The following is a 20,567-nucleotide window of genomic DNA, read 5'->3' as shown; positions in this document are numbered from 1 at the left end:
CCACCGCTCAGGGCCGCTGAAAAGGGGGGACTTGCCGCAGGGCGTTCAGAGTCCCGCCTGGCCGAGGGTGGCCTTGAGATGGGCGGCGCACTGCTGCAACTGGTCTCGCTCCCCTGGCTGCAGGGGGACCTCGATGACCTGCTCCACCCCGTTTTTGCCCAGGATGCTGGGCAGGCTCAGGGCCACCCCTGAGAGCCCGCAGGCCCCATTTTGCGCGGTGGAGAGGGGGAGGATGCAGCGCTCGTCCAGCAGGATCCCCTTGACCACCCGGGCCACGCTGGCGGCGATCCCGGCGCTGGTGTAGCCCTTGCGGGTGATGATTTCAAACCCGGCCGCCTTGGTCTTTTCCAGCAGATCTTCCCGGTTCAAGGGGGCGGGGAGGTCAAAGGCGGTGTGCAGCTTGTCCACCGGCACCCCGGCCACGTCCACCAGCCCCCAGGGCACAAAGGCCCCGCCGCCGTGTTCGCCCAGCACATAGCCGTGCACGTTCTTGCCGTCCACATGGCAGCTGGCGGCGATCATCTGCCGCAGGCGGGCGGTGTCCAGCAGGGTGCCGGTGCCGATCACCCGCTCCCGCGGGTAGTCAAACTCGGCCTGGGCGCAGTAGGTGACGATGTCCACCGGGTTGGTGACGGCGATGAGGATGGCCTCGCGGGTGTAGCGGGTGATCTGGCCCATCACCTCGCGGGTGATCTGGGTGTTCTGCCCGGCCAATTTCAGTCGGTCGGGGGTCTCGCCGGGCTTGATGCTGGGCCCAGCGGTCATCACCACAATGCCCGCGTCGGCGCAGTCGGCGTAGTCCCCCGCGCGGACTTGTGCCCTGGCGGAATAGGCAAAGGCGGTGGTGTGGCTGGCGTCCAGGGCCTCGCCCGCGGCGCGGTCCCGATTTTGGTCGATGAGGACGATTTCCGAGAGCAGGTTGTCGCCCAGCAGGGCGCCCAGCACGGCGGCCCCCACCATTCCTGCCCCGACGATGACGGCCTTGTTTGGATTTTTTTCCACTTCGTTTCCCTCCTGTTTTTCGATAGATCCCTGTCAGGGCGGGGAGGCCTGCCCTCCCGCGGCCGGCGCGCCCGGGGGATTTTGTGACATCCTACAATCCGGCGCGCCATATTTGTGACAGGATATGAATAGTTATTTTCCCCAAAGGGTGGTAGTATATACTAAAATATGACTGGAATACGCTCTGCGATTCAGTAACATTCACAACATGGCCGGGGCTTCCGGCCAACGACTTGGAGGGAAGACAACCATGAAAAACTATCGACCGGAGCAGATCAAAAACGTCGCTGTACTGGGCCACGGCAACGCGGGCAAGACCACCTTGGTGGAGGCCCTGCTGTGGAAAGCCGGCGCCAGCGACCGGCTGGGCCGGGTGGACGACGGCACCTCCTTAAGCGACTATTCCGACGAGGAGTTGAGCCGCAAGACCTCGGTCTTTTCATCGGTTTTGCCCTTTTCCTGCGCCGTGGGGGAGGAGGAGTACAAGTTCAACCTCATCGACGCCCCGGGCCTCTTTGACTACGAGATGGGCCAGTACGAGGCGCTGATGGCCTGTGAGAGCGTCCTCATCGCCGTGTCCGGCAAGTCCGGCGTCTCGGTGGGCACCGAGAAGGCCTACAAGATGGCGGTGAAAAACCAAAAGTCCAGCATCTTCTTTGTCTCCAAGATGGACCGCCCCCACGCCGATTTCTACAAGGTGCTCGAGGAGCTCAAGACCCACTTCGGCCCCTCGGTCTGCCCGGTGGTGGTCCCCTACAAGGACGGCGAGAAAAACGGCTACATCGACCTGATTTCCGGCCAGGCCTACCAGTACGACGACAAGGGCGCCCCCTCCAAGGTGCCCATGCCCGACCTGGAACACCGGGTCGACGGCCTGCGGGAGGCCATGAGCGAGGCGGTGGCCGAGGCCGACGAGGAGCTGTTTGAGAAGTTTTTCTCCGGCGAGGAGTTCACCGAGAAGGAGCTCATCCGCGGCATCAAAAAGGGCGTCAAGGCCGGCAGCATCACCCCGGTGGTCTGCGGCAGCGCCCTGATGATGGAGGGGATCGACCTGACCCTTGAGATGATGGCCGAACTGCTCCCCACCGCTGCCGACGCGGCCCCCACCGCGGCCGAGAACGAGGCGGGCGACCTGGCCGAACTGCCCTGCGACCCCGCGGGCGACCTGGCGGCCCTGGTCTTTAAGACGGTCAACGACCCCTTTGTGGGGCGGCTCTCCTTCGTCAAGGTGTTCAGCGGCACCCTGCTGCCCGAGACAAAGCTCTACAACGCCACCCAGCAAAAGGGCGAAAAGATGGGCAAGATGGTCTCCCTCTTCGGCAAAAAGCAGAGCGAGGTCAAGGCCATCGCCGCCGGGGATATCGGCGCGGTGACCAAGCTTTCAGGGGTCCTCACCGGCGACACCCTCTGCGCCGAGGGCAAGGTCTACAAGCTCGACCGGCCCGCCTTCCCCACGCCCACCCTCTCGATGGCGGTACACCCCCTTGACAAAGGGGATGAATCGAAGATCGGCCAGGGCATCCTCCGCCTCTGCGAGGAGGACCCGACCCTCCACTTCGCCACTGACCGGGAGACCAAGGAGCAGGTCCTCACCGGCCTGGGCGAGCAGCACCTGGACGTGGTGATCGCCCGCCTGAAGGCCCGTTACGGGGTGGACGCCAAGCTGGAGGTGCCGATGGTCGCCTACCGCGAGCGGATCAACAAGAAGGTCAAGGTAGAGGGAAAATACAAAAAGCAGACCGGCGGCCACGGCCAGTACGGCCACGTCTGGATCGAATTTGAGCCCTGCGACAGCGAAGAACTGGTCTTTGAGGAGAATGTCTTTGGCGGCGCGGTGCCCAGAAACTACTTCCCCGCCGTGGAAAAGGGGTTGCAGGAGGCCGTTCGCCACGGCGTCATCGCCGGGTACCCGGTGGTGGGCCTCAAGGCCACCCTCCTCGACGGCTCCTATCACCCGGTGGACTCCTCCGAGTTGGCCTTTAAGACCGCCGCCTCCCTGGCCTACAAAGAGGGGATGAAGCAGGGGGCCCCCTCCCTGCTCGAGCCCATCGGCACCCTCAAGGCCTACCTGCCCGAGAGCTATACCGGCGACATCATGGGTGAGATCAACAAGCGCCGCGGCCGGGTGCTGGGTATGAACCCGGCAGAGGACGGCCTGCAGGAGATCGTGGCCGACGTGCCCATGGCCCAGATGGCCGATTTCTCCACCGTCATGCGCTCCATGACCCAGGGCCGGGGCAGCTTTACCTATGCCTTTGCCCGCTACGAGCCCCTTCCTCCCCAGTTGGAGGAGAAGGTGGTGGAAGAGGCCAAGAAGTTCTTCCAAAAGGGCGAGTAGTCGTATACACAAGACCCTGTTTGAACCGTTTCAAGAGAGCAGACCGGTGCGGCCGGTCTGCTCTCTTTTTCCCCTTGCAGCCGGTGGTGCCAAAAGGGCCAAAGGGCGCCCGCCGCCGGGTGGGGAATGCTGCGCACTCGAAGGGGGGACACCTTCGAGCGCCGGGCTGCGCCGTCGGGCGGGGATGGGGAGAGGGAGAGGGATTGCGACCGGCTGCAAAAGGGACTCATCATCGGAGATTTGAGACGCTCTCCCGCTGAGAGGCGGTGGCCGCTCTGCCCCCTTTGCCCAGGGACGGCCCAACAGGTGGGAGGGAGTCGCCATCTTTTCCCCGCAAAAAGGCCAGGCAGGCGCGGCGTGGCCGGCGGTTGGCGGGGGGCACAGCGCCAATCGATTGCGAGAGGGGGAAGAGGGCCCCCCAGCGGCGGAGAATCGCCGAGGAGGAGCGGGCCCATCTGCAAGAGAGCCTTTTTTTCTCTTTTTCGCCCTCCATGGCGGAAGGGCGTTCCTCCCGGGAGAAAAGGCCGTCGTCCTCTCCTGCACCCTAAAGGGGGCGTGCGTGCGGCGGGTGCTTTCCGCGGCGGTTTGGCTGCTCTGTGCTGCCGCCAGGTCGGGTGTGGGTTGGTGGGGCGGATGGGGAAACAGGCCGCCCTGTCGGCGGAGCGGTCAGGACCGCTGCCGAGAGCCGGGGCCAGGGCAGCCCCGGCCCCTTTGCCGGCCTGCAGCGGGTCGGACGGATGTCCTTGTAAACGGCCGGTTTCGCGCTATACTGAAAGGCAGGAGACACCCCCACGCCAACACGAGAAGGAGGTTTTCCCCCGTGGAGAAGAGAAAGGTCATTTTGGATGTGGACACCGGGTCGGACGACGCCATCGCCCTCATCTGTGCCCTGGCCAACCCCGATTTTGAGGTGTTGGGCATCACCACCGTCAACGGCAATCGGGCGGTCCCCATCACCACCGAGAACACCCTGCGCATCAGCGAGCTGATGGGGGGCAAGGTGCCGGTCTACCGGGGCTGCGCCCTGCCCTGGGTCAGTGTGATGATGGGGCTGCGCCCCTACATCCCCCAGTACGAGCCGGCCGACCCGGCCTATGCCGGCATCCACCGCACCTATATCGAGCAGTGCCCGCCCGCCACCATCCGCGAGGAGGAGACCCCGGCGGTGGTCTGGCTGATCCAGACCCTGATGGCCGCCGAGGACGGGGAGATCACCCTCATCCCCCTGGGGCCGATGACCAACATCGCCTATGCCCTGCGCATCGAGCCCCGCATCGCCCCCAAAATTAGGGAGATCGTCTACATGGGCGGCGGCTACAAAATCGGCAATGAGACGGCCGCCGCCGAGTTCAACGTCTGGGTCGACCCCGAGTCGCTGCAGGCGGTGCTGGATGAAAACATCCCCTTCACCTTCATCCCCCTGGACGCCACCCACCAGGCCTACCTCACCGAGGAGGACGCCCAGCGGCTGCGGCGGGTCGGCACCCGCCCCGCCCAGGTGGCGGCCGACCTGGTGAGCCAGCGCATCCGGGGGTACAGCACCTGGCAGAAGGTGGCCGAGGAGCCGGCCGCCCCCATCCACGACCCCCTCTGCGTGGCCTACCTGGTGGACCCGGCGGTCATCACCGAGCTGATCTCCGCCCATTGCCAGGTGGACTGCGGCCGGGGCGCAGCCTATGGGCAGACCATCTTCGACATCAAAAACGGGCGGCTGGGGGCCAAGGCCCCCAACTGCAAGGTGGCCCTGGGGGCCGACCGCGTCCGCTTCGCCCAAATTTTGGAGGAGCTGTTGGAGCACACCCGCTGAACCCCCGCGCGCGCCCAGCGGCCGCGCAGAAAACATAGAAACCGAAATCGCAAAAGGAGAGATGAACTGTGGAAAAGAGAAAGGTCATTTTGGACGTGGACACCGGTTCGGACGACGCCATCGCCCTGGTGGTGGCCATGGCCAACCCCGCTTTTGAGGTGCTGGGCATCACCACCGTCAACGGCAACCGGGCCGTCCCCATCACCACCGAAAACAGCCTGCGCATCAGCGAGCTGATGGGGGGCAAGGTGCCGGTCTTCCAGGGCTGCGCCCTGCCCTGGACCTCCTGCATGCTGGGGCTGCGCAAGAATTACCCCCAGTACAAGGCGCCGGAAGAGGCCCTCTACAAAAATATCCACGGCACCTACATCGACCAGTGCCCCCCTGCCACCATCAAGGCCCAGCCCCAGAACGCCGTCAGCTGGCTGGTGGACACCCTGATGGCCGCTGAGGACGGGGAGATCACCCTCATCCCCCTGGGCCCCCTGACCAACATCGCCCACGCCGTGCGCATCGAGCCCCGCATCATCCCCAAAATTGGGGAGATCGTCTACATGGGCGGCGGCTTCCGGGTGGGCAACAAGTCGGCCCTGGCCGAGTTCAACGTCTGGCTCGACCCCGAGGCCGCCCAGGCGGTGATCGACGCCAACATCCCCTTCACCTTCGTCACCCTGGACGCCACCCACGCCGCCTACCTGAACATGGAGGATGTGGCCCGCATCCGCGCGATCGGCACCAAGCCGGCCGAGGTGGTGGCCTCCCTCTGCGAGCAGCGCATCAAGGGGTACAGCACCTGGCAGAAGGTGGCCGAGGAGCCGGCTGCCCCCATCCACGACCCCCTCTGCGTGGCCTATCTGGTGGACCCCACCGTCATCACCGAGCTGGTGGACGCCCCCTGCGAGGTGGACTGCGGCCGCGGAAGCGCCTATGGCGTGACCATGTTCGACATCAAAAACGGCCGGATGGAGGCCAAAGAGCCCAACTGCAAGGTGGCCCTGGCCGCCGACCGGCAGAAGTACGTAGACATCCTCTGCCAGCTGCTGGAATACACCAAGTAATCAGAGCACGCTGCGAAAAAAGGGCCGCCCCGCCTACTGCTGGGGCGGCCCTTTTGCGGCCCCTTCCAAAAAGAGGAGAGCGGATTTGTGAAAAATCACCCCCTTTCAGAGCCGGTCCCCCCCTTTTTTTGAAAAACCGTTTTTGCTATACTTGTTGTGAATGCTGATACACAGCGCCGGCAGGACCGGCAGAGAGAGGGGGTCCCCGTTGGACAGCAGAGAGTTGGAGCGGCTTTTGGCCACCTGTCCCCAATCGGTGAAAAACCGGATGGAGCGCTGCCACTACGCCCAGGGGGAGTACATCATTCGCGCGGGCGAGACGGCTCGCTGGGTCTACCTTTTGGCCAAGGGGCGCATCCGGGTGTTTTACTACACCAGCGGCGGCGACCTGGTCATCAACTACCTGGGGCACAAAAACCGCACCATCTTTGGCGAGTTCGAGGTGCTGCAGGAGCTGCCCACCATCTTTTACAACGTCCAGGCAGAGACCGACTGTGATACCCTGCGCCTCTCGAAGGACGACTTCTGGCGCTGGCTGGAGAGGGACCACGCCTTCTGCATCTACCTCATCCGCTGGCAAAACCGCCGCAGCAGCGACGCCTCCCGCTTTGGGGTGATGGCGGCCCTGCTCCCCCTGCGGGTGCGCACTGCCGTCCTCATTCAGGAGAATCTGGCCCCCGACGGCCGGGTGAAGATCGACAAGACCACCCTGGCGGGGCTGCTGGCCACCAGCATGCGCAGCACCAACCGCATCGTCAAGACCCTGCGGGAAGAGGGGGTGCTGGCGGTGGACGGCGAAAACCTGCGGGTCCTCGACCCGGCGGCGCTGCAGGCCATCGTCGACATCCGGGCCGACTTCGAGCCCGACCAGGACTACACCGTCGGCCCCGACCCAGACGGGTTGGACGACTAGGGGCGTTTCATCGAAAAGACGGCCGAGCGCAGGAGAGGGCATCCCCCTCCTGCGCTCTCTCCTTTTCTCCCGCCTCCTGCCCGCCCTGTGTCCCCCTTTGCCCGGCATACCCGCCGCCCGGCGCGCATACACTTGATAACAGAAATGAGACAGTGGGGAAGGCGGGGAACGGCGATGTTCGTTTGTATGATCAAGGCCAAAAAGCTGGCGCTGGGGGCGGGCTGTTTTGCCCTGGCCCTGCTCTGTACGGCGGGGGCGTTTCGCTATGCCGCCGACCGCAAACAACTGGGGGAGGCCAGAGAGACCGCCACCCAGCAGGTGGGTTATTCGCTGGATGGCAAGACCGCCGAAAAGCGGCTGCAGTTTTTGGAGAGCGTGGGCCTGCAGGTGGAGTCGGAGCCCCTGGAGGTGGTGGAGGTAAAGGTCCCCTCCGCCTTTGACGACACCTATACCGCCTACAACGAGCTGCAAAAGCAGGCGGGGTTCGACCTGAAGAAGTACGCGGGCAAGACCCTCAAGCGCTACCGCTACCAAAAGACCGCCGAGAAGGGGGCCCCGGCGGAGTACGTCCACCTCCTCCTCTACAAAAACACCATCGTCGGGGGCGACGTGACCCCTGCCGAGGCGGGGAGCGCCAGCGCCCCCCTGGTGCAAAAATAGCGGGCGTGCAGGCAGGGCGCGGGGCCGGGCAGGCCAGGCCGCCGCCCCTCGCTGCAAACGGGCGGGACAGCCGGAAAAGAGGGCTGTCCCGCCCGCTTTTTGCGCCCCCACAGCGAAAAACCAAAAAAATTTTCAGAGGGGATAAATGCAGATTCAAAAAACAAATCGCCCAAAATAGAGCACGTTTTTTTGGCGAAAAGGGAGAATGCGGGAGACGGTGCAGGATGCAGGAAACCGGCTTTCAGCCGTCGCCCTCCCGGGGGGAGAAACGGGCGGAAATGGCTTTGCGGCGGGGAGAAGGGCGGTTGCAAAAGGATTTGGTTGTGGTATACTGATACCGCAAATCCGGGGTCGCGGCAGCGACGGCCCCGCAGCGGGAGGCAATTTTCATGAAGAAAAAAGCGACCGATTTTCTGTTGATGACCTTTGGCACCGTCCTGGTCTCGGTGGGGACCTACTTCTTTAAATTCCCCAACCACTTCTCCTTTGGCGGGGTCAGCGGCCTCTCGGTGGTGCTGGGGCAGGCGTTTCCCTTTCTCAGTCCCGGCGCCTGGAACACCATCTTCAGCCTCCTCTTTCTGGTGCTGGGCTTTGTCTTTCTCGACCGGGGGTTTGGCTTCAAGACCGTCTATTGCAGCCTGCTCTTCGCCGGGCTCACCCAGGGGCTTGAGTACATCTTCCCCCTGGCCGGGCCCCTGACGGACCAGAAGATGCTCGAACTCATCTTCGCCGCGGCCCTGCCGGCGGTGGGGTCGGCCATCCTCTTCAACATCGACGCCAGCTCGGGGGGCACCGACATCCTGGCCATGATCATGCGCAAGTTCACCCGGCTGAACATCGGCAAGGCCCTCCTCCTCAGCGACGCGGTCATCGCCCTCTCGGCTCTCTTTGTCTTTGACATTCAGACCGGGCTCTACTCCATCGTGGGCCTGGTGATGAAGTCCTTCCTGGTGGACATGGTGATCGAGAACATCAACATGAAAAAGAGCTTCACCATCGTCACCACCCACCCGGAGGAGGTCTGCGAGTTCATCAACAAAAATCTCCACCGGGGGGCCACCATCTGGCAGGCCAAGGGGGCCTTTACCGACAAGCCCCACTGGGTCATCCTCTCGGTGATGAGCCGGATGCAGGCGGCCGCCCTGCGCAACTACGTCAAAAATGCCGACGCCCACGCCTTTATGCTCATCTCCAACGCCACCACCATCGTCGGCAAGGGCTTTCGGGAGATGTAGCGCGCCCCTTCATCAAAAAGAGCACCCGCCCCCCTGACGCCAGGGGAGGGGTGCTCTTTTTTTGTGCCGGTCGCTATTCGGCGAACTGGGAGTTATAGAGTTCGGCGTAGATGCCGCCCTGTTCCAGCAGCCGGTGGTGGTTGCCCTGTTCGGCGATCCCCTCGGGAGTGAGGACCACGATTTCGTCGGCGTTTTTGATGGTGGAGAGCCGGTGGGCCACCACCAGGGTGGTCCGCCCCTGGGACAGCTCGGCCAGCGACTCCTGGATCAGGTGCTCGGTGGCGTTGTCCAGGGCGGAGGTGGCCTCGTCCAGGATGAGGATGGGCGGGTTTTTCAAAAAGACCCGGGCGATGGAGATGCGCTGTTTCTGCCCGCCCGAGAGGCGGACCCCCCGCTCGCCCACATAGGTGTCGTAGCCGTCGTCCAGGGAGAGGATGAAGTCGTGCAGGTTGGCCCGCTTGGCCGCCTCCACGATCTCCTCGTCGGTGGCCCCCAGCCTGCCGTAGGCGATGTTGTCACGGATGGTGCCGGTGAAGAGGAAGATGTCCTGCTGGACGATGCCGATGTGTTCGCGCAGCGAGTGACGGGTGTACTGGCGGATGTCCCGCCCGCCGATTTGGATCGAGCCATCGTCCAGTTCGTAGAAGCGGGGTAGCAGGTGGCAGAGGGTGGTCTTGCCGCCGCCAGAGGGGCCCACCAGGGCCAGGGTTTTGCCGCTGCCGATGTGCAGGTCGATGTCCCGCAGGATCTGGGTGTTGTTGTCGTAGGAAAAGCGCACCCCCTCAAAGGCGATGTCGCCCCGGGCTTCCTCGTCGCCCATGGGGACGGCGCCGGGGTCGTCTCGCTCCTCGGGCTGGTCCATGATCTCGCAAAAGCGCTTGAAGCCGGTGATCCCCTCCTGGAACTGCTCGACAAAGGCCAGCAGCCGGCGGATGGGGTTTAGGAACATCGAGACGTAGAGCAGGTAGGCCACAAAGTCCCCCACGGTGATGGCCCCGGCAAAGAGGAAACAGGCCGCAGCGATCAGGACGGTGAAGTTGAGGGCGTCGGTAAAGAAGTTGGTGCTGGCCGAGAACTGGCCCATCACCTTGTAGGCGTCGGAGCGGGCCTCCACAAACTCCCTGTTGCGGTGCTCGAACTTGCGGATCTCCCCCTCCTTGTTGGTGAAGGCCTTGGCCACCCGGATGCCGGAGATGCTGTTTTCCAGCTCGGCGTTGACCTCGCCGGTCTTTTCCCGGGTGACGCGGAAGGCGTGGTTCATCCGGGTGCGGAGTTTGGCCACCAGAAAGACACCGACGGGCAGCAGGGCAAAGACGATGAGGGTCAGGGGGACGTTGATGCCGCAGAGGATGATGAAGGAGCCCAGCAGCATGATTAAGGAGATGAACAGGTCCTCCGGCCCGTGGTGGGCCAGCTCGGTCACCTCCATCAAGTCGTTGAGGATGCGGGACATGATGACGCCGGTCTTGTTCTCGTCAAAGTAGGCGAAGGGCAACTTTTGCAGGTGGGTGAAGACGTCCTTTCGCATGTGGGCCTGAATGCGCACCCCCATCACATGGCCGTAGTACTGGATGAAGTAGTTGAGCCCGGCCTTGAGCAGGTAGATGCCCAGCAGCACCGAGGCCCAGACGATGATCAGCCGCAGGTTTTTGTTGGGCACGTAGTCCTGGATGATGCTGCGGGTGATCATGGGGTAGAAGAGGTCGCAGACCGCCACCACCAGGGCACAGAGCATGTCCGCAAAAAAGAGCTTTTTCTGCGGTTTGTAATAGCCGATGAACTTCTTTAACATCTTGGCACTCCTCTTTTTAAAATGTCAATACAAAATTCATTATAAAAGCCGGGGTGGGGAAAAGCAACCGCTCCCGCGAGAACCGGCGATATGCCCCCGGATCTCCTGCTTTTTCTGTGCCTTTTGCCGGGGCGGGCAAAAGGGAAGAGCCCGGCGCAAACTTTGCGCCGGGCTCTTTGGGGTGTTGGGTGGGGGTTATTCAAAATAGTAGTAGATGGTGTAATCCTCTGGGTTTTCTTTGGGCTCATAGACATCGCTTCCGTCGGCTTTGGTTATGGTCCCAACGGCCATTGCCCGAATCTGGCTGGTGTCGATGGCCCAGTAATTTTTGCCAAGGTAAGTAAGCTCTTGACTTTTTCCGCCGCCAGGGGTGGTTTCCAATATTCGCACAGTGCCATCGTTGAAATAAAGAATGATAGGGATATATGCCCCCTCTTCGGACGACCGCCCTTCATCATTGAGGAGAAATCGCGCGTCTTTGTATTGGGGTGTCAATACAACCCGGACAGTTAGGGGGGAGACGGCAATTTCGCTAAGGGTCCAGTCGTCCCCTGCCGTGATTGACAGGTTGGGATGATAGCGTTCCGTTTTCAGCAATAGGTCGTAGTCCACTCGGAAGGAGACCTCCCAGGTATTAGCTATATCGGGGGTTGCTGTCTGCTCGTCTATATCGGCATTGTACAAATCGAGAAAAGAACTGTAAAAGAAGTCGGAAAGGCGGATCGTGACAACTCGTTCGTCAATGGATTCTTGTGGTTGAATAGAAAAAGTGTAGTTTTGAAGAGCTTTTCCATTCTGTCTATTTCCTTGGGTCGCATCACCTGCTTGTTCCCAGAAGCCGCCCTGACAAACCTGCCAGTCGGTCGCCGTTCCGTCAAGGAAAAACTCCTTTGTGCGAAAACCGCCCTGCCACCCTCTGCCGTCCACGCTCTCGACCTGGCAGAGCACCTTGATTTCATTCTCGTCCCCAATCACCTGCTGAAAGGTGACGGCCACCCCGTCGTGTTCCACCCGGTAGTTGAGGTCTTTGCCGGTCTGGATCAGCTCCTCGCGGATGGTCTCGGGTGGGTTGTACTGCTCCACCAAAGGCTGGTTCCAGCGAAAGATCGCCGCCGCCAGGGCGGTCCCCGCTGCCGCCACACAGACGGCCGCGGCGATGAGCAGCCCCCGCTTCCAGCGCTTGGCGTGCTGCTTTTCTGCCTTTTTTACCCGCTCGGCCCGCCGCTGGGCCTTGGCCCAGATGGCGTCCAGGGGCGGTTCCTCTTCCTGCCGGATCAAGCGCGCCATCTCCTCCGCCGGGAGGAGGTCCATCCAATTAGACAGCTTCAATGTGATCGATCCCCCTTTCCGCCAGCTTCTTTTGCAGGGCCTTGCGCCCCCGCAGCAGCCGGCTCTTGACGGTGTTTTCGTTGAGCCCCAGCAGTTGGGCGATCTCGTTCACCCGCTGGTAGAAGTAGTAGTGGCGAACGAGGATCTCCCGGTCCAGTTCCTCCAGTTCGTCCAGGGCCTCCCGCAGCAGTTGGGTCTGCTCCCTGGCCTCCAGTTGGGCAGCCGGGGTGTCTAGTTCGGGGTCTTGCACCCCCTCTTCCAAGGGAAGGCCGGGGGTGAAGCGCCGCAGTTTATTCCTGGACAGGTTGCGGGCGGTGGCGGCCAGGTAGGCCTTCAGCCCTCCCGGTCGGCCGTCCAGCCGTTCGGCCACCCGCCAGAGGTTGGCGAAGGCGTCGGCCGCCACCTCCTCGACGTCCTCCTCGGCCATCCGCCCCCCCAGCACCGCCTTGACGATGGTGTAGACGTAGCCGCCGTACTGGTAGACCACCGCCTTTAGCGCTGTGGCGTCGCCCGCTTGCAGCCGGGCGACGAGCTCGCTCTCCTTCAAGACAGCTCCCTCCTTTCCAAAAGCTCTTCACCCTTCAATACACCGCCCGGCCGCATTTGGGTGCACCGTTTGCGCCTTTTTTTGCCGGCTGCGCAAAAAAGAAAGGGCCAAACAGCCCGCTGCTGTTTGGCCCCAACGCGAAGGACACCGTCCCCGCCTTCAATAGACCACCGCCGCCTGCAAGATCACGTTGGGGTAGGGGGTGAACTCCCCGGTGCGCACGGCAAACTTGATCTGCTTGGACATCTCCTTTAAATCCACGTGGTCGATCATCTCGTGGCTGACCCCCGGCAGCTTTTCCTGAATGTAGGACCAGATCACCGGGTTGTGCTCGCCGATTTCTTTGGCCACGGTGTAGTGCTCCACCGCCACCTCGCCCAGGACCGCGTCCATCACCTGGCGGAAGGTGGGCACCCCGCCGCAGACCGCCAGATCCACCACCGGCACCCCCTTGGGGATGGGCATCCCCGCGTCGGTGACCATAAAGCACTCCTTGTGGGCCAGCCCGGCGAGATACCCCGCCAGTTGGGCGTTGAGAACTCCCTTTTTCTTCATGCCATCGCACTCCTTTCAGCCCGGCGGCAGGGAGGAGGTCTCCCCTTTGTCGAACCGTTTTTTCACACCTTTGATTATAGCCGATTTGGCCGATTTGGCAACCGTTTTGCCCCAACAAATCCGGCGTTTCCGACGATTTTGGCGGCTTGGCCAAACCCGGCTGTCTCCGCCTGGGCAGGTTGGCGAAAAAAATGAAAAAACGGCCCGTTTTGACAGGCCGTTTCGGGGCTGGGGGGCTGCTCCCGATGGGGGATGGAAAATTGGGAGGAATGCCCAGGGAAGCCTGCCCTCCGGCGAAAGGCCTGCTTCGGAGGGATCTGGCCGCCCCTACCGGCCGGCCGGGGGGGCATCCCCCTCCGCCAGGGGGATGGCGAACCAGAAGGTGGTCCCGGCGGAGCTGCTCTCCACCCCGTAGGGCAGTTGGTGCAGTTCCAGCACCCCCTTGACGATGGAGAGCCCCAGCCCGGTGCCCACGGTGGGCCGCTTGTGGCTGCCGGTCTGCTTGTAGTAGCGATCCCAGATATAGGGCAGGTCGTCCGGGGCGATGCCCTTGCCGGTGTCCCGCACCTGCAGGTAGGCCATCCCCTCCCGCACCGTCTGGCTGACAAAGACGGCCTTGTCCGCCCCGGTGTAGGTGACGGCGTTGTTGACCAGGTTGTAGAGCACCTGGTAGATCTTGTTCTCGTCGGCCTGCACCTGCACCTCCCGGTCGGCCGACCAGATGAGCCGGTAGCCCTGGGGGGCCAACAGGGCCCCCAGCCGCTCCACCGTCTCCCGCCCCAGCTCGGTGAGGGAGAAGCGGGTGGGGGTGAGCTTCTGGGCCCCCGCCTCCAGTTGGGAGAGGTCGAGGACGTCGGTCACCAGACTGCTCATCCGGTTGACCTCCTCTAAGATCACGTTGAGGTTTTCCGGGGTGTTCTCCCCGGGCAGGTCCCGCATCATCTCGGCGTAGCCGGCAATCAGGGTCAGGGGGGTGCGCAGGTCGTGGGAGATGTTGGCCACCAGCTCCCGCCGCAGGTGGTCCACCTTGGAGAGCTCTTCGGCGGCGTAGTTGAGGGTCTCGGCCAGTTCGCCCGCCTCCCGGTAGCCGCTCTCGTGGAAGGTGACGCTGTAATTGCCCCCGGCCAGCTCCCTGGCCGTCTGGCTGATGCTGACGATGGGGGAGGTGATCCGCCGGGAGAGGAAGAGGGCCAGCACCGCCGAGAGAGCCACCAGCAGCAGGCTGATGTAGATGAGCTGCACCTGCAGTGTCTGGGTGGTGGTGCTCACCGGGGTCAGGGCGGTGCTCAAAAAGAGGTAGCCCTCCTCCCCGCCGGGGAGGGAGACCGCCGTCCCCAAAATCAGGGTCTGGATGTTGTCGATGGTGCTGTCGCGGGGCTGGATATTCAGTTCGGGCGGGGAGAGCTGGGTGGGGAACTTGCTCTTGCCGAAGAGGTAGCCCCCGCCGTCGTCCGCGGCCATCCAGCTCTTGTACTGCAGCCGGGGGGCGGAGACGAAGAGGATCTCCCCCGACGCCTCGATCTGGGCGGCCAGCTGGTCGATGGTGTTGCTCCCCAGCCGGGTGATGGTCTCGCCGGGGCTGGTGACCACGCTGTATCGCAGCTGCCCCTGGGTGGTGTAGATGGCCGCGGCCACCCCCTCCTTCAGGGCCAGGGTGGCGAGAAAGTCCTCCGGGCTCTCCTGGCGGGCCAGCTGCCGCACCACCTGGGCCCGGCAGTCCTTCAGGTTTTGCTCCTTGATGGACTTGTAAAAGCTCTCCAAAAACACCACCTGAAACAGCCAGAGGCAACCCAGCATCACCGCCACGAAGCAGAGCAGGTAGACCAGCAGCTTCCACTTGATGCCCAGCCGCCGCCGGCCCCGGCGCCCGGGGCGGTCAGCGGTCTTCAAAGCGGTAGCCCACCCCGCGCAGGGTGGTGATCAGCCCGGCGCAGTCGCCCAGCTGGCGGCGCAGCAGCTTGATGTGGGTGTCCAGGGTCCGCTCGTCCCCAAAGAAGTCGTAGCCCCAGACGGTGGTGATCAGCCGCTCCCGGCTCAGGGCGATGCCCCGGTTTTTCACCATGTAAAAGAGCAGGTCGTACTCCTTGGGGGAGAGGTCCACCGGTTCCCCCTTTACGTAGACCAGGCGGCCGGTGAAGTCCACCGTCAGCTCGCCGCTGGTGTAGATGTCCTTCTTGGCCTCCTCGGCGCCGCCGGCGGTCCGCTTGGCAATGGCGGCGATGCGCAGCATCAGCTCCTTGGGGGAAAAGGGCTTGCAGACGTAGTCGTCCACCCCTGCCTCAAAGCCGCGGATGCGGTCGAACTCCTCCCCCCGGGCCGAGAGCATCAGCACCGGGGTGTCGGTGAAGGCACGGATCTTCTGGCAGGCGGCAAACCCGTCCATCCCCGGCATCATCACGTCCAGCACGATCATGTCGAATGGCTCGCTCCGGCAGAGGGCCACCGCCGTCTCGCCGTCGGCCGCCTCCTTTACCTGGTGCCCCTCGTGCCGGGCGTACTTGGCCACCAGTTCGCGGATGCGTGCCTCGTCATCGACCACCAATAGGCGCATCAAAACCCCTCCTCCACCTGTTTTTCTGCTATTATACAGCATATCGGCACAATGTGAAACCCGTGTGAAGGGGCCCTCTTTTCGCCCGGGGAGGAGATTGACAAAGCGGGGGAATGTGGGGTATCATAAAGGGGCACAAGGCGGCCGGCGGCCGCCTTGTGCCCCTGTGTGCGGGAGTGGCGGAATGGCAGACGCGCTGGTCTTAGGAGCCAGTTCCTCGGAGTGTGGGTTCAAGTCCCATCTCCCGCACCAAATAGAACCGCTTGACAATGCGATTTGTCAGGCGGTTCTATTTTTGTGTAACCCACTTTTTAACCCACTTCGTTTTTCAGGATGCCGTCAAAGACTCCTTCTATCAGCTTCCCGGCTTGCTTGAGTTCGCCGTCTACCTCGTGCCCGTAGACCCCGAAGGTGTCCATGGATTCGCTGTGTCCTACAACGAGCTTGAGCAGTTCCGCTGGTACGGCTGATTTTGACACCGAAATGAAGGTATGCCGCAGCTCATAAGGGGAGCATGTTAGCCCGTGCTGATCAGCGTACTTTTTCCACCGCTTGTATAGTTTTTTGGGGTTTAGGGGCTCACCGTCGGCGTCCGGGAATAGCCATTGGCAATCCTCCAACCCATGGGCCTTGAGGTTCTCCAGCTGCTGGTTGATAAGGGTGTTGATGTATGTGGTTCTGGGGAGTTTTCGACGCGCCCGCTCGTTCTTCCCGGTGGTGAGTTCCCCGTATATGTTAATGCTGTTGGTGAATTTCAGGTATGTCTTTTTGAGATCCGTTTTCCGCAACCCGCACATTTCTCCGGGCCGGTATCCAGAGACGGCGAGAAAACGAAAGGCGTAAATATGGAAACACGGGCCAGCCTTCCCGCGAGTGGTTACTGTATCCTCTGTGAACAGGGTTCGCAACTGCGACGGCTGCAAGATGTTCTTCTCTTGTTCCGGCGCATCGTCTGGTATTTTTAGCTTTCTAGGATATTTTATCGGTACATCGCAATCTTCCATGTACCCGCAAAACGAGGTGATGTATCCCCGTATGTTTTTCAAGGTCTTTTTGCTTCTCCCAGCGGTGTAGGCGTCTTTGATGATGTTTTTCCAGTCCTGTTGGGTCATGTCCGCCGCTTTTTTGTGCTCGTATTTTGGCGCGATCCAGTTGCGGTATATGCTTTCGTGCTGCCGGTTGTTTCCTGTCCCGTACATGGCGGACTCGTACTCCGCAAATTCTTTGGCGAGAGCGCCAATTCTGGCCGCCTCTTTTCGGCTTCCTGTCTCAAGCCAGCGATCGGCCTTCCTCTCTGCTTCGGCCTTTCCCCTTTTTTTGGGGTCAGGTGAATAGAATGCCCTGCGAACCCCGTCCTTCTGAACTTTGATTTGCCACCTCTTGCTTTTTTCAATCCAGATGGCTTCATTTTTTCTCATGGTTGCTCCCTCCTGCCAATTTGTGCTATAATGACAGGGTAGATGGCCTAGACAACTATCTACCCTAATTCGGCGGCTCGTCTGGTGCGCCAACACCAGGCGAGCTTCTTTTTCTAGAGCTTCAAACGGCGGCGGTAAAGCCAATGCCGCCAGCCAACTCATCGTGTGCAACGGCTTCTTGGCTGGTTGACTTTCTACGTTATGCGCAAAATATTATGGACACCTCCAACTATTCTTTTTCTTGTTTCATTTTTAGACTGATTCTGTATTGCTCTGCCGGGGGAAGTTCAATGAATTCGACGGTCTTATCATAGTTCTCTTGAACCACTTTCCTAATTTCATCAAGAGATACATTGAAGAACTCTCTTCTCTGATTTACCATATTAAGTTTTCTGTCAGAAAAGGCGTTATGTAGAGCTGCTTCTAAAGCAGGGGCGTCGTCAGAGAAAATCATAGCGTGAACGTCAAAGTTAAAGGGGACAGATGCGTCTCCCAATTCGTCCACGCGCTCCATTGGGTCAAGCCGCCTTGTCATTCCAATTTTATAGACATTTTCTCCAAAAGAACCTACATTTGAAATTACATACACGTAACCCGCTCTCTGGTTTGCTTCCCGATAATCAATATCTTTCAGGGATTTTTCCACATCTCCAAGGTGAGATTCTATTTCTTCTTTCTTTGATAAAAGGGCAGGCAGTTCGCTCTCAGATGCGTTTTTTATCTGGCTTTCAATTTTGGCCAACGCATTCTCGTAGTGTCCTTTTTCTTTCTCTGCTTTTTTACGCGCTTCTGCTATTTCTTTTTGGAGCTTTGCTTCTTCCCGCATTCTGGCACGAGTTTCTTTCATCTCCTCTTTTTCCTGCTGCTTTTTTTGTTGATACTCTAGGGCTAAAGTCAATTCATTTACTTTTGAAATGTAGTATGGTTCCGCGACAGAAACCCCCATCATTGAGCCAAGTTTTGAAATGGCATCTTTAGAACTGCGCAACCTTTTCAGGCTAGACTCATAGTTGTTATATTTTACTTTTTCAATGACGGAGTCGCATTCTCCATTAAATGCTCGTAATAATAACTTTTGCATATCTTTGACCATTTTCCGTCCTTGTGCGACACTGTTGTTTACCGTCCAATTGGTGCTTCCAGTGACTGCTGTTCCGGCCTTTATCATAGCCTTTTGAGATTTTCTGAGCTCATCCAGCTTGATCTTGTATTGTTCAGAGTGAACGAAATCATACCTTGGCTCGTAAAGCCCAAACTCCTGTAATAGGATTTTCTCATCAGTTTCAATCAGCTCTGTTTTCCGCTCCTGAATGGAATCAGATAGCTTTCGCAATTCCTTTGCAGAAGATTCAACGCTTTTCTCAATCTCGGTTTTTTCAGATTGTAGCCTGCTGATTTCGTTTTTCAATTTTTCGATTTGGTTGTGCTCTGGGGACAGCGTTTCTCGAAGTCTCTTGATTTCTGACCGGCAGTTTTGCAGTAACTCTAGGCTGCATTCAGGGCACATTCCCTCTACATTCACCTTAAGCGTTAGACCTTTTTTCCCGCACTTTACACACTGGCCCATTTTTCCACCTCGTACTCTACCAATATTAAGAAAAATATGGTAAAATAATATTCGCAGATGGCTCGCACCGCTGCATTATAGCTCATCCAGCGCAGCAACACTGGGTGGGCTTTTTTCTGTTTTTGAGAGTTCTACCCTATATTGGCAAATATCAGGCGGAACACCCCAGCACCTAGAAATTTGTGGAATGGTCAATTCTTCAATTTCTTCAACCTCATCATCATCAAAGAGCAGACAGGCGGCAAAGCAATTTGCTTCCTTCTCATATCTCCCTGTCACCTGATATGTGTTTTGGTTGAGAAAAATTCGATTGAATTTCCGGTGCTCTATTCCATGCCACAATTCATGGGCGCAAACCAATTTCCTTTGCTGATCGTCAAGTTGGTCATCAATATAGATAATGTTGCATCTTTTGGCCCGCTGGAAAAAACCACGGACGCCTTGTAGTGGAACAAATACTGTGATGAATCCTAAAGCATCAGCAATAGCAAACGGGTCTCTCGTCTGGTATTTTTTGGCCAGCTTGTCCGCTATTTGCTTTATGTACATCTCTATTCCTTCTTATATTTTTTAGGGGTATATTTTTCCTTGTTCCGCAGTTTGGCGGCCTCAAGGCCCAATTTCATGGCACTCAGAATAGATTCTCGCGCTTCCTCTGACATGGGATCGCCATCAAACATCAGCCCCTCGCCACTCTCCAATGATTCCTTCAACCGCTCTAAGTCCTTGGCTATATCGCGCTCGTCCTTCTTTGTAAGGGCGGGCGTTTCTTTTTTTGGATCGCCTAAAAGCATTCCAACAGGAACTCCAAAGTAATCAGCAACTTTATTAAGTGTCTCTCCATTGGGAGTGGCACCAGTATTTTTCCATTTAGTTCCTATGGTGCGACTCAGCCCCATTTCAACAGTAGCGCGCGTGACGCTTACTCCTTTTTCTTTACATAGCTGATAAAACAGGTCATAAAACACAAAACCATCCTCACTTTTTTGTGCAACAAATAGAAGCTTACTTTTATCAGCTCAAACGCTTGACTAGCTTACTTTTATCGTCTATACTTTAAGCACAGGCCGACTTAAGTAAGCAAAAAGAAGCTCATCGTGCATATTAATTTTACTCGCAATGAAATAATACCACGAAAGCTTACTTAGGTCAACTAAGCTTAAGGAAAGGAGATAACTTTTGTATGCCTGCACAATGGACTGCGGATATTGTCGGCAAAATGCACTTGCATGGGATTACTGCAATCGAACTGTCTAACCAGCTTGGCTATAACCCCAAGTATGTAAGTGCCGTGCTGAATGGGCGCAGAGAGCCTAAAGGCGCTGAAGAAAGATTCCGCAAAGCACTTGATGAACTTATCTCAAAGGATAACACAAAGGATGTCCAATAAAACGGACAGTAAAAATCCCCGCCGAAGCGGGGAAGGAGGTGGAGAAATGGAAGATAAAACGCGCCTTGTCGGCGCTTTGCTCGGATTTGTTGAGCGCGTGACAAACGAAGACAAGGCAACCAGCGAAACAGAAATAGCCGTTCTGCCGCAGGTTGCCAAGGTTCTTGCCGAAATTTTGTACAAATCCGAGTGGAACTAGACGTTCTCCTGGTCAAGAGCTTCTTTTACCTTTTTGTAGATAGAAACAAAGAAATCGCCGGCCTTTTCGCCGCTTTCTTTATCCACCCTCAAGTCGCAGTGCCCCATTTTTGCGACGAATGCCTGGGTAGATATATCAAGAGCAATCCTTTCCGCACGTTCTGTCAACATAATAATCACCTCCTTTCAACCAGATTCTACCATGTT

Annotated in this window: 20 protein-coding genes and 1 tRNA gene; 9 read left to right on the top strand and 12 right to left on the bottom strand. The window is 59.3% G+C overall.

Features of this window, described 5'->3' with window-relative positions:
- Nucleotides 1–45: 45 nt before the first annotated feature.
- The gene (locus tag GT748_RS09470; protein ID WP_073261294.1) at nucleotides 46–1,002 is read right to left on the bottom strand and encodes an L-lactate dehydrogenase; all 957 of its coding nucleotides are present in this window, start codon (nucleotides 1,000–1,002) and stop codon (nucleotides 46–48) included.
- A 250-nt stretch (nucleotides 1,003–1,252) separates the two neighbouring features.
- Here GT748_RS09470 and GT748_RS09465 point away from each other — a divergent pair, with 250 nt between their 5' ends.
- From GT748_RS09465 to GT748_RS09440, 6 genes are all read left to right on the top strand, one after another.
- Nucleotides 1,253–3,340 carry an elongation factor G gene (locus GT748_RS09465; protein WP_021660173.1) on the top strand — a complete coding sequence of 696 codons (2,088 nt, stop codon included), beginning with the start codon at nucleotides 1,253–1,255 and terminating at the stop codon, nucleotides 3,338–3,340.
- A gap of 820 nt (nucleotides 3,341–4,160) precedes the next feature.
- Nucleotides 4,161–5,147 (top strand): nucleoside hydrolase, encoded by a 987-nt coding sequence (locus GT748_RS09460; protein WP_073261292.1) that lies wholly within the window; start codon nucleotides 4,161–4,163, stop codon nucleotides 5,145–5,147.
- A 68-nt stretch (nucleotides 5,148–5,215) separates the two neighbouring features.
- Nucleotides 5,216–6,205 (top strand): nucleoside hydrolase, encoded by a 990-nt coding sequence (locus GT748_RS09455; RefSeq protein ID WP_073261290.1) that lies wholly within the window; start codon nucleotides 5,216–5,218, stop codon nucleotides 6,203–6,205.
- A 208-nt stretch (nucleotides 6,206–6,413) separates the two neighbouring features.
- Nucleotides 6,414–7,118 (top strand): Crp/Fnr family transcriptional regulator, encoded by a 705-nt coding sequence (locus GT748_RS09450; protein ID WP_161213420.1) that lies wholly within the window; start codon nucleotides 6,414–6,416, stop codon nucleotides 7,116–7,118.
- Between the two features lie 174 nt (nucleotides 7,119–7,292).
- Nucleotides 7,293–7,778 (top strand): DUF4830 domain-containing protein, encoded by a 486-nt coding sequence (locus GT748_RS09445; RefSeq protein ID WP_021660182.1) that lies wholly within the window; start codon nucleotides 7,293–7,295, stop codon nucleotides 7,776–7,778.
- A gap of 389 nt (nucleotides 7,779–8,167) precedes the next feature.
- Complete coding sequence (locus GT748_RS09440; protein WP_021660184.1) at nucleotides 8,168–9,013, top strand: YitT family protein; 846 nt, start codon at nucleotides 8,168–8,170, stop codon at nucleotides 9,011–9,013.
- 73 nt (nucleotides 9,014–9,086) lie between these two features.
- On the opposite strand, the gene GT748_RS09435 is transcribed toward GT748_RS09440, so the two are convergent.
- From GT748_RS09435 to GT748_RS09410, 6 genes are all read right to left on the bottom strand, one after another.
- Nucleotides 9,087–10,805 (bottom strand): ABC transporter ATP-binding protein, encoded by a 1,719-nt coding sequence (locus GT748_RS09435; RefSeq protein WP_021660185.1) that lies wholly within the window; start codon nucleotides 10,803–10,805, stop codon nucleotides 9,087–9,089.
- Nucleotides 10,806–11,000: 195 nt separating this feature from the next.
- The gene (locus GT748_RS09430; protein WP_143161658.1) at nucleotides 11,001–12,134 is read right to left on the bottom strand and encodes a DUF4179 domain-containing protein; all 1,134 of its coding nucleotides are present in this window, start codon (nucleotides 12,132–12,134) and stop codon (nucleotides 11,001–11,003) included.
- The gene (locus GT748_RS09425; RefSeq protein ID WP_021660188.1) at nucleotides 12,121–12,681 is read right to left on the bottom strand and encodes an RNA polymerase sigma factor; all 561 of its coding nucleotides are present in this window, start codon (nucleotides 12,679–12,681) and stop codon (nucleotides 12,121–12,123) included. Before GT748_RS09425 ends, GT748_RS09430 begins: the two co-directional genes overlap by 14 nt.
- A 159-nt stretch (nucleotides 12,682–12,840) precedes the next feature.
- The gene (rbsD, locus tag GT748_RS09420) at nucleotides 12,841–13,236 is read right to left on the bottom strand and encodes a D-ribose pyranase (protein WP_021660190.1); all 396 of its coding nucleotides are present in this window, start codon (nucleotides 13,234–13,236) and stop codon (nucleotides 12,841–12,843) included.
- Nucleotides 13,237–13,563: 327 nt separating this feature from the next.
- Nucleotides 13,564–15,126, bottom strand: coding sequence for a sensor histidine kinase (locus tag GT748_RS09415; protein ID WP_021660192.1), 1,563 nt, complete (start codon nucleotides 15,124–15,126; stop codon nucleotides 13,564–13,566).
- A complete protein-coding gene (locus GT748_RS09410; protein WP_044992946.1) occupies nucleotides 15,113–15,790 on the bottom strand; it encodes a response regulator transcription factor in 678 nt (225 codons plus the stop codon). Before GT748_RS09410 ends, GT748_RS09415 begins: the two co-directional genes overlap by 14 nt.
- 167 nt (nucleotides 15,791–15,957) lie before the next feature.
- Between GT748_RS09410 and GT748_RS09405 the strand changes: the two genes are divergently transcribed.
- Nucleotides 15,958–16,039: transfer RNA gene (locus GT748_RS09405), tRNA-Leu, on the top strand.
- Nucleotides 16,040–16,098: 59 nt separating this feature from the next.
- On the opposite strand, the gene GT748_RS09400 is transcribed toward GT748_RS09405, so the two are convergent.
- From GT748_RS09400 to GT748_RS09385, 4 genes are all read right to left on the bottom strand, one after another.
- Entirely contained in the window at nucleotides 16,099–17,205 is a 1,107-nt protein-coding gene (locus GT748_RS09400) for a tyrosine-type recombinase/integrase (protein WP_161213421.1), read from the bottom strand.
- Nucleotides 17,206–17,434: 229 nt separating this feature from the next.
- On the bottom strand, nucleotides 17,435–18,772 hold the full coding sequence (locus GT748_RS09395) for a DUF4041 domain-containing protein (protein ID WP_243148075.1): 1,338 nt from the start codon (nucleotides 18,770–18,772) through the stop codon (nucleotides 17,435–17,437).
- 75 nt (nucleotides 18,773–18,847) lie between these two features.
- A complete protein-coding gene (locus tag GT748_RS09390) occupies nucleotides 18,848–19,321 on the bottom strand; it encodes an ImmA/IrrE family metallo-endopeptidase (protein WP_161213422.1) in 474 nt (157 codons plus the stop codon).
- A 2-nt stretch (nucleotides 19,322–19,323) separates the two neighbouring features.
- A complete protein-coding gene (locus tag GT748_RS09385; protein ID WP_161213423.1) occupies nucleotides 19,324–19,740 on the bottom strand; it encodes an XRE family transcriptional regulator in 417 nt (138 codons plus the stop codon).
- A 215-nt stretch (nucleotides 19,741–19,955) separates the two neighbouring features.
- Here GT748_RS09385 and GT748_RS09380 point away from each other — a divergent pair, with 215 nt between their 5' ends.
- Together GT748_RS09380 and GT748_RS09375 are read left to right on the top strand one after the other, a co-directional pair.
- Nucleotides 19,956–20,162 (top strand): hypothetical protein, encoded by a 207-nt coding sequence (locus GT748_RS09380; protein WP_161213424.1) that lies wholly within the window; start codon nucleotides 19,956–19,958, stop codon nucleotides 20,160–20,162.
- 46 nt (nucleotides 20,163–20,208) lie between these two features.
- The gene (locus GT748_RS09375; RefSeq protein ID WP_161213425.1) at nucleotides 20,209–20,361 is read left to right on the top strand and encodes a hypothetical protein; all 153 of its coding nucleotides are present in this window, start codon (nucleotides 20,209–20,211) and stop codon (nucleotides 20,359–20,361) included.
- Here GT748_RS09375 and GT748_RS09370 read toward each other — a convergent pair.
- Nucleotides 20,358–20,531, bottom strand: a complete 174-nt coding sequence (locus tag GT748_RS09370; protein ID WP_021661129.1) for a hypothetical protein — start codon at nucleotides 20,529–20,531, stop codon at nucleotides 20,358–20,360. The genes GT748_RS09375 and GT748_RS09370 overlap by 4 nt on opposite strands.
- Nucleotides 20,532–20,567: the final 36 nt, after the last annotated feature.

This window comes from Bittarella massiliensis (ex Durand et al. 2017) (genome assembly GCF_009876955.1).
GTDB classification, from domain to species: Bacteria; Bacillota; Clostridia; order Oscillospirales; family Ruminococcaceae; genus Bittarella; species Bittarella massiliensis.
The sequence above is the reverse complement of the archived record's forward strand: the minus strand, read 5'-3'. Positions and strand labels throughout refer to the sequence as shown.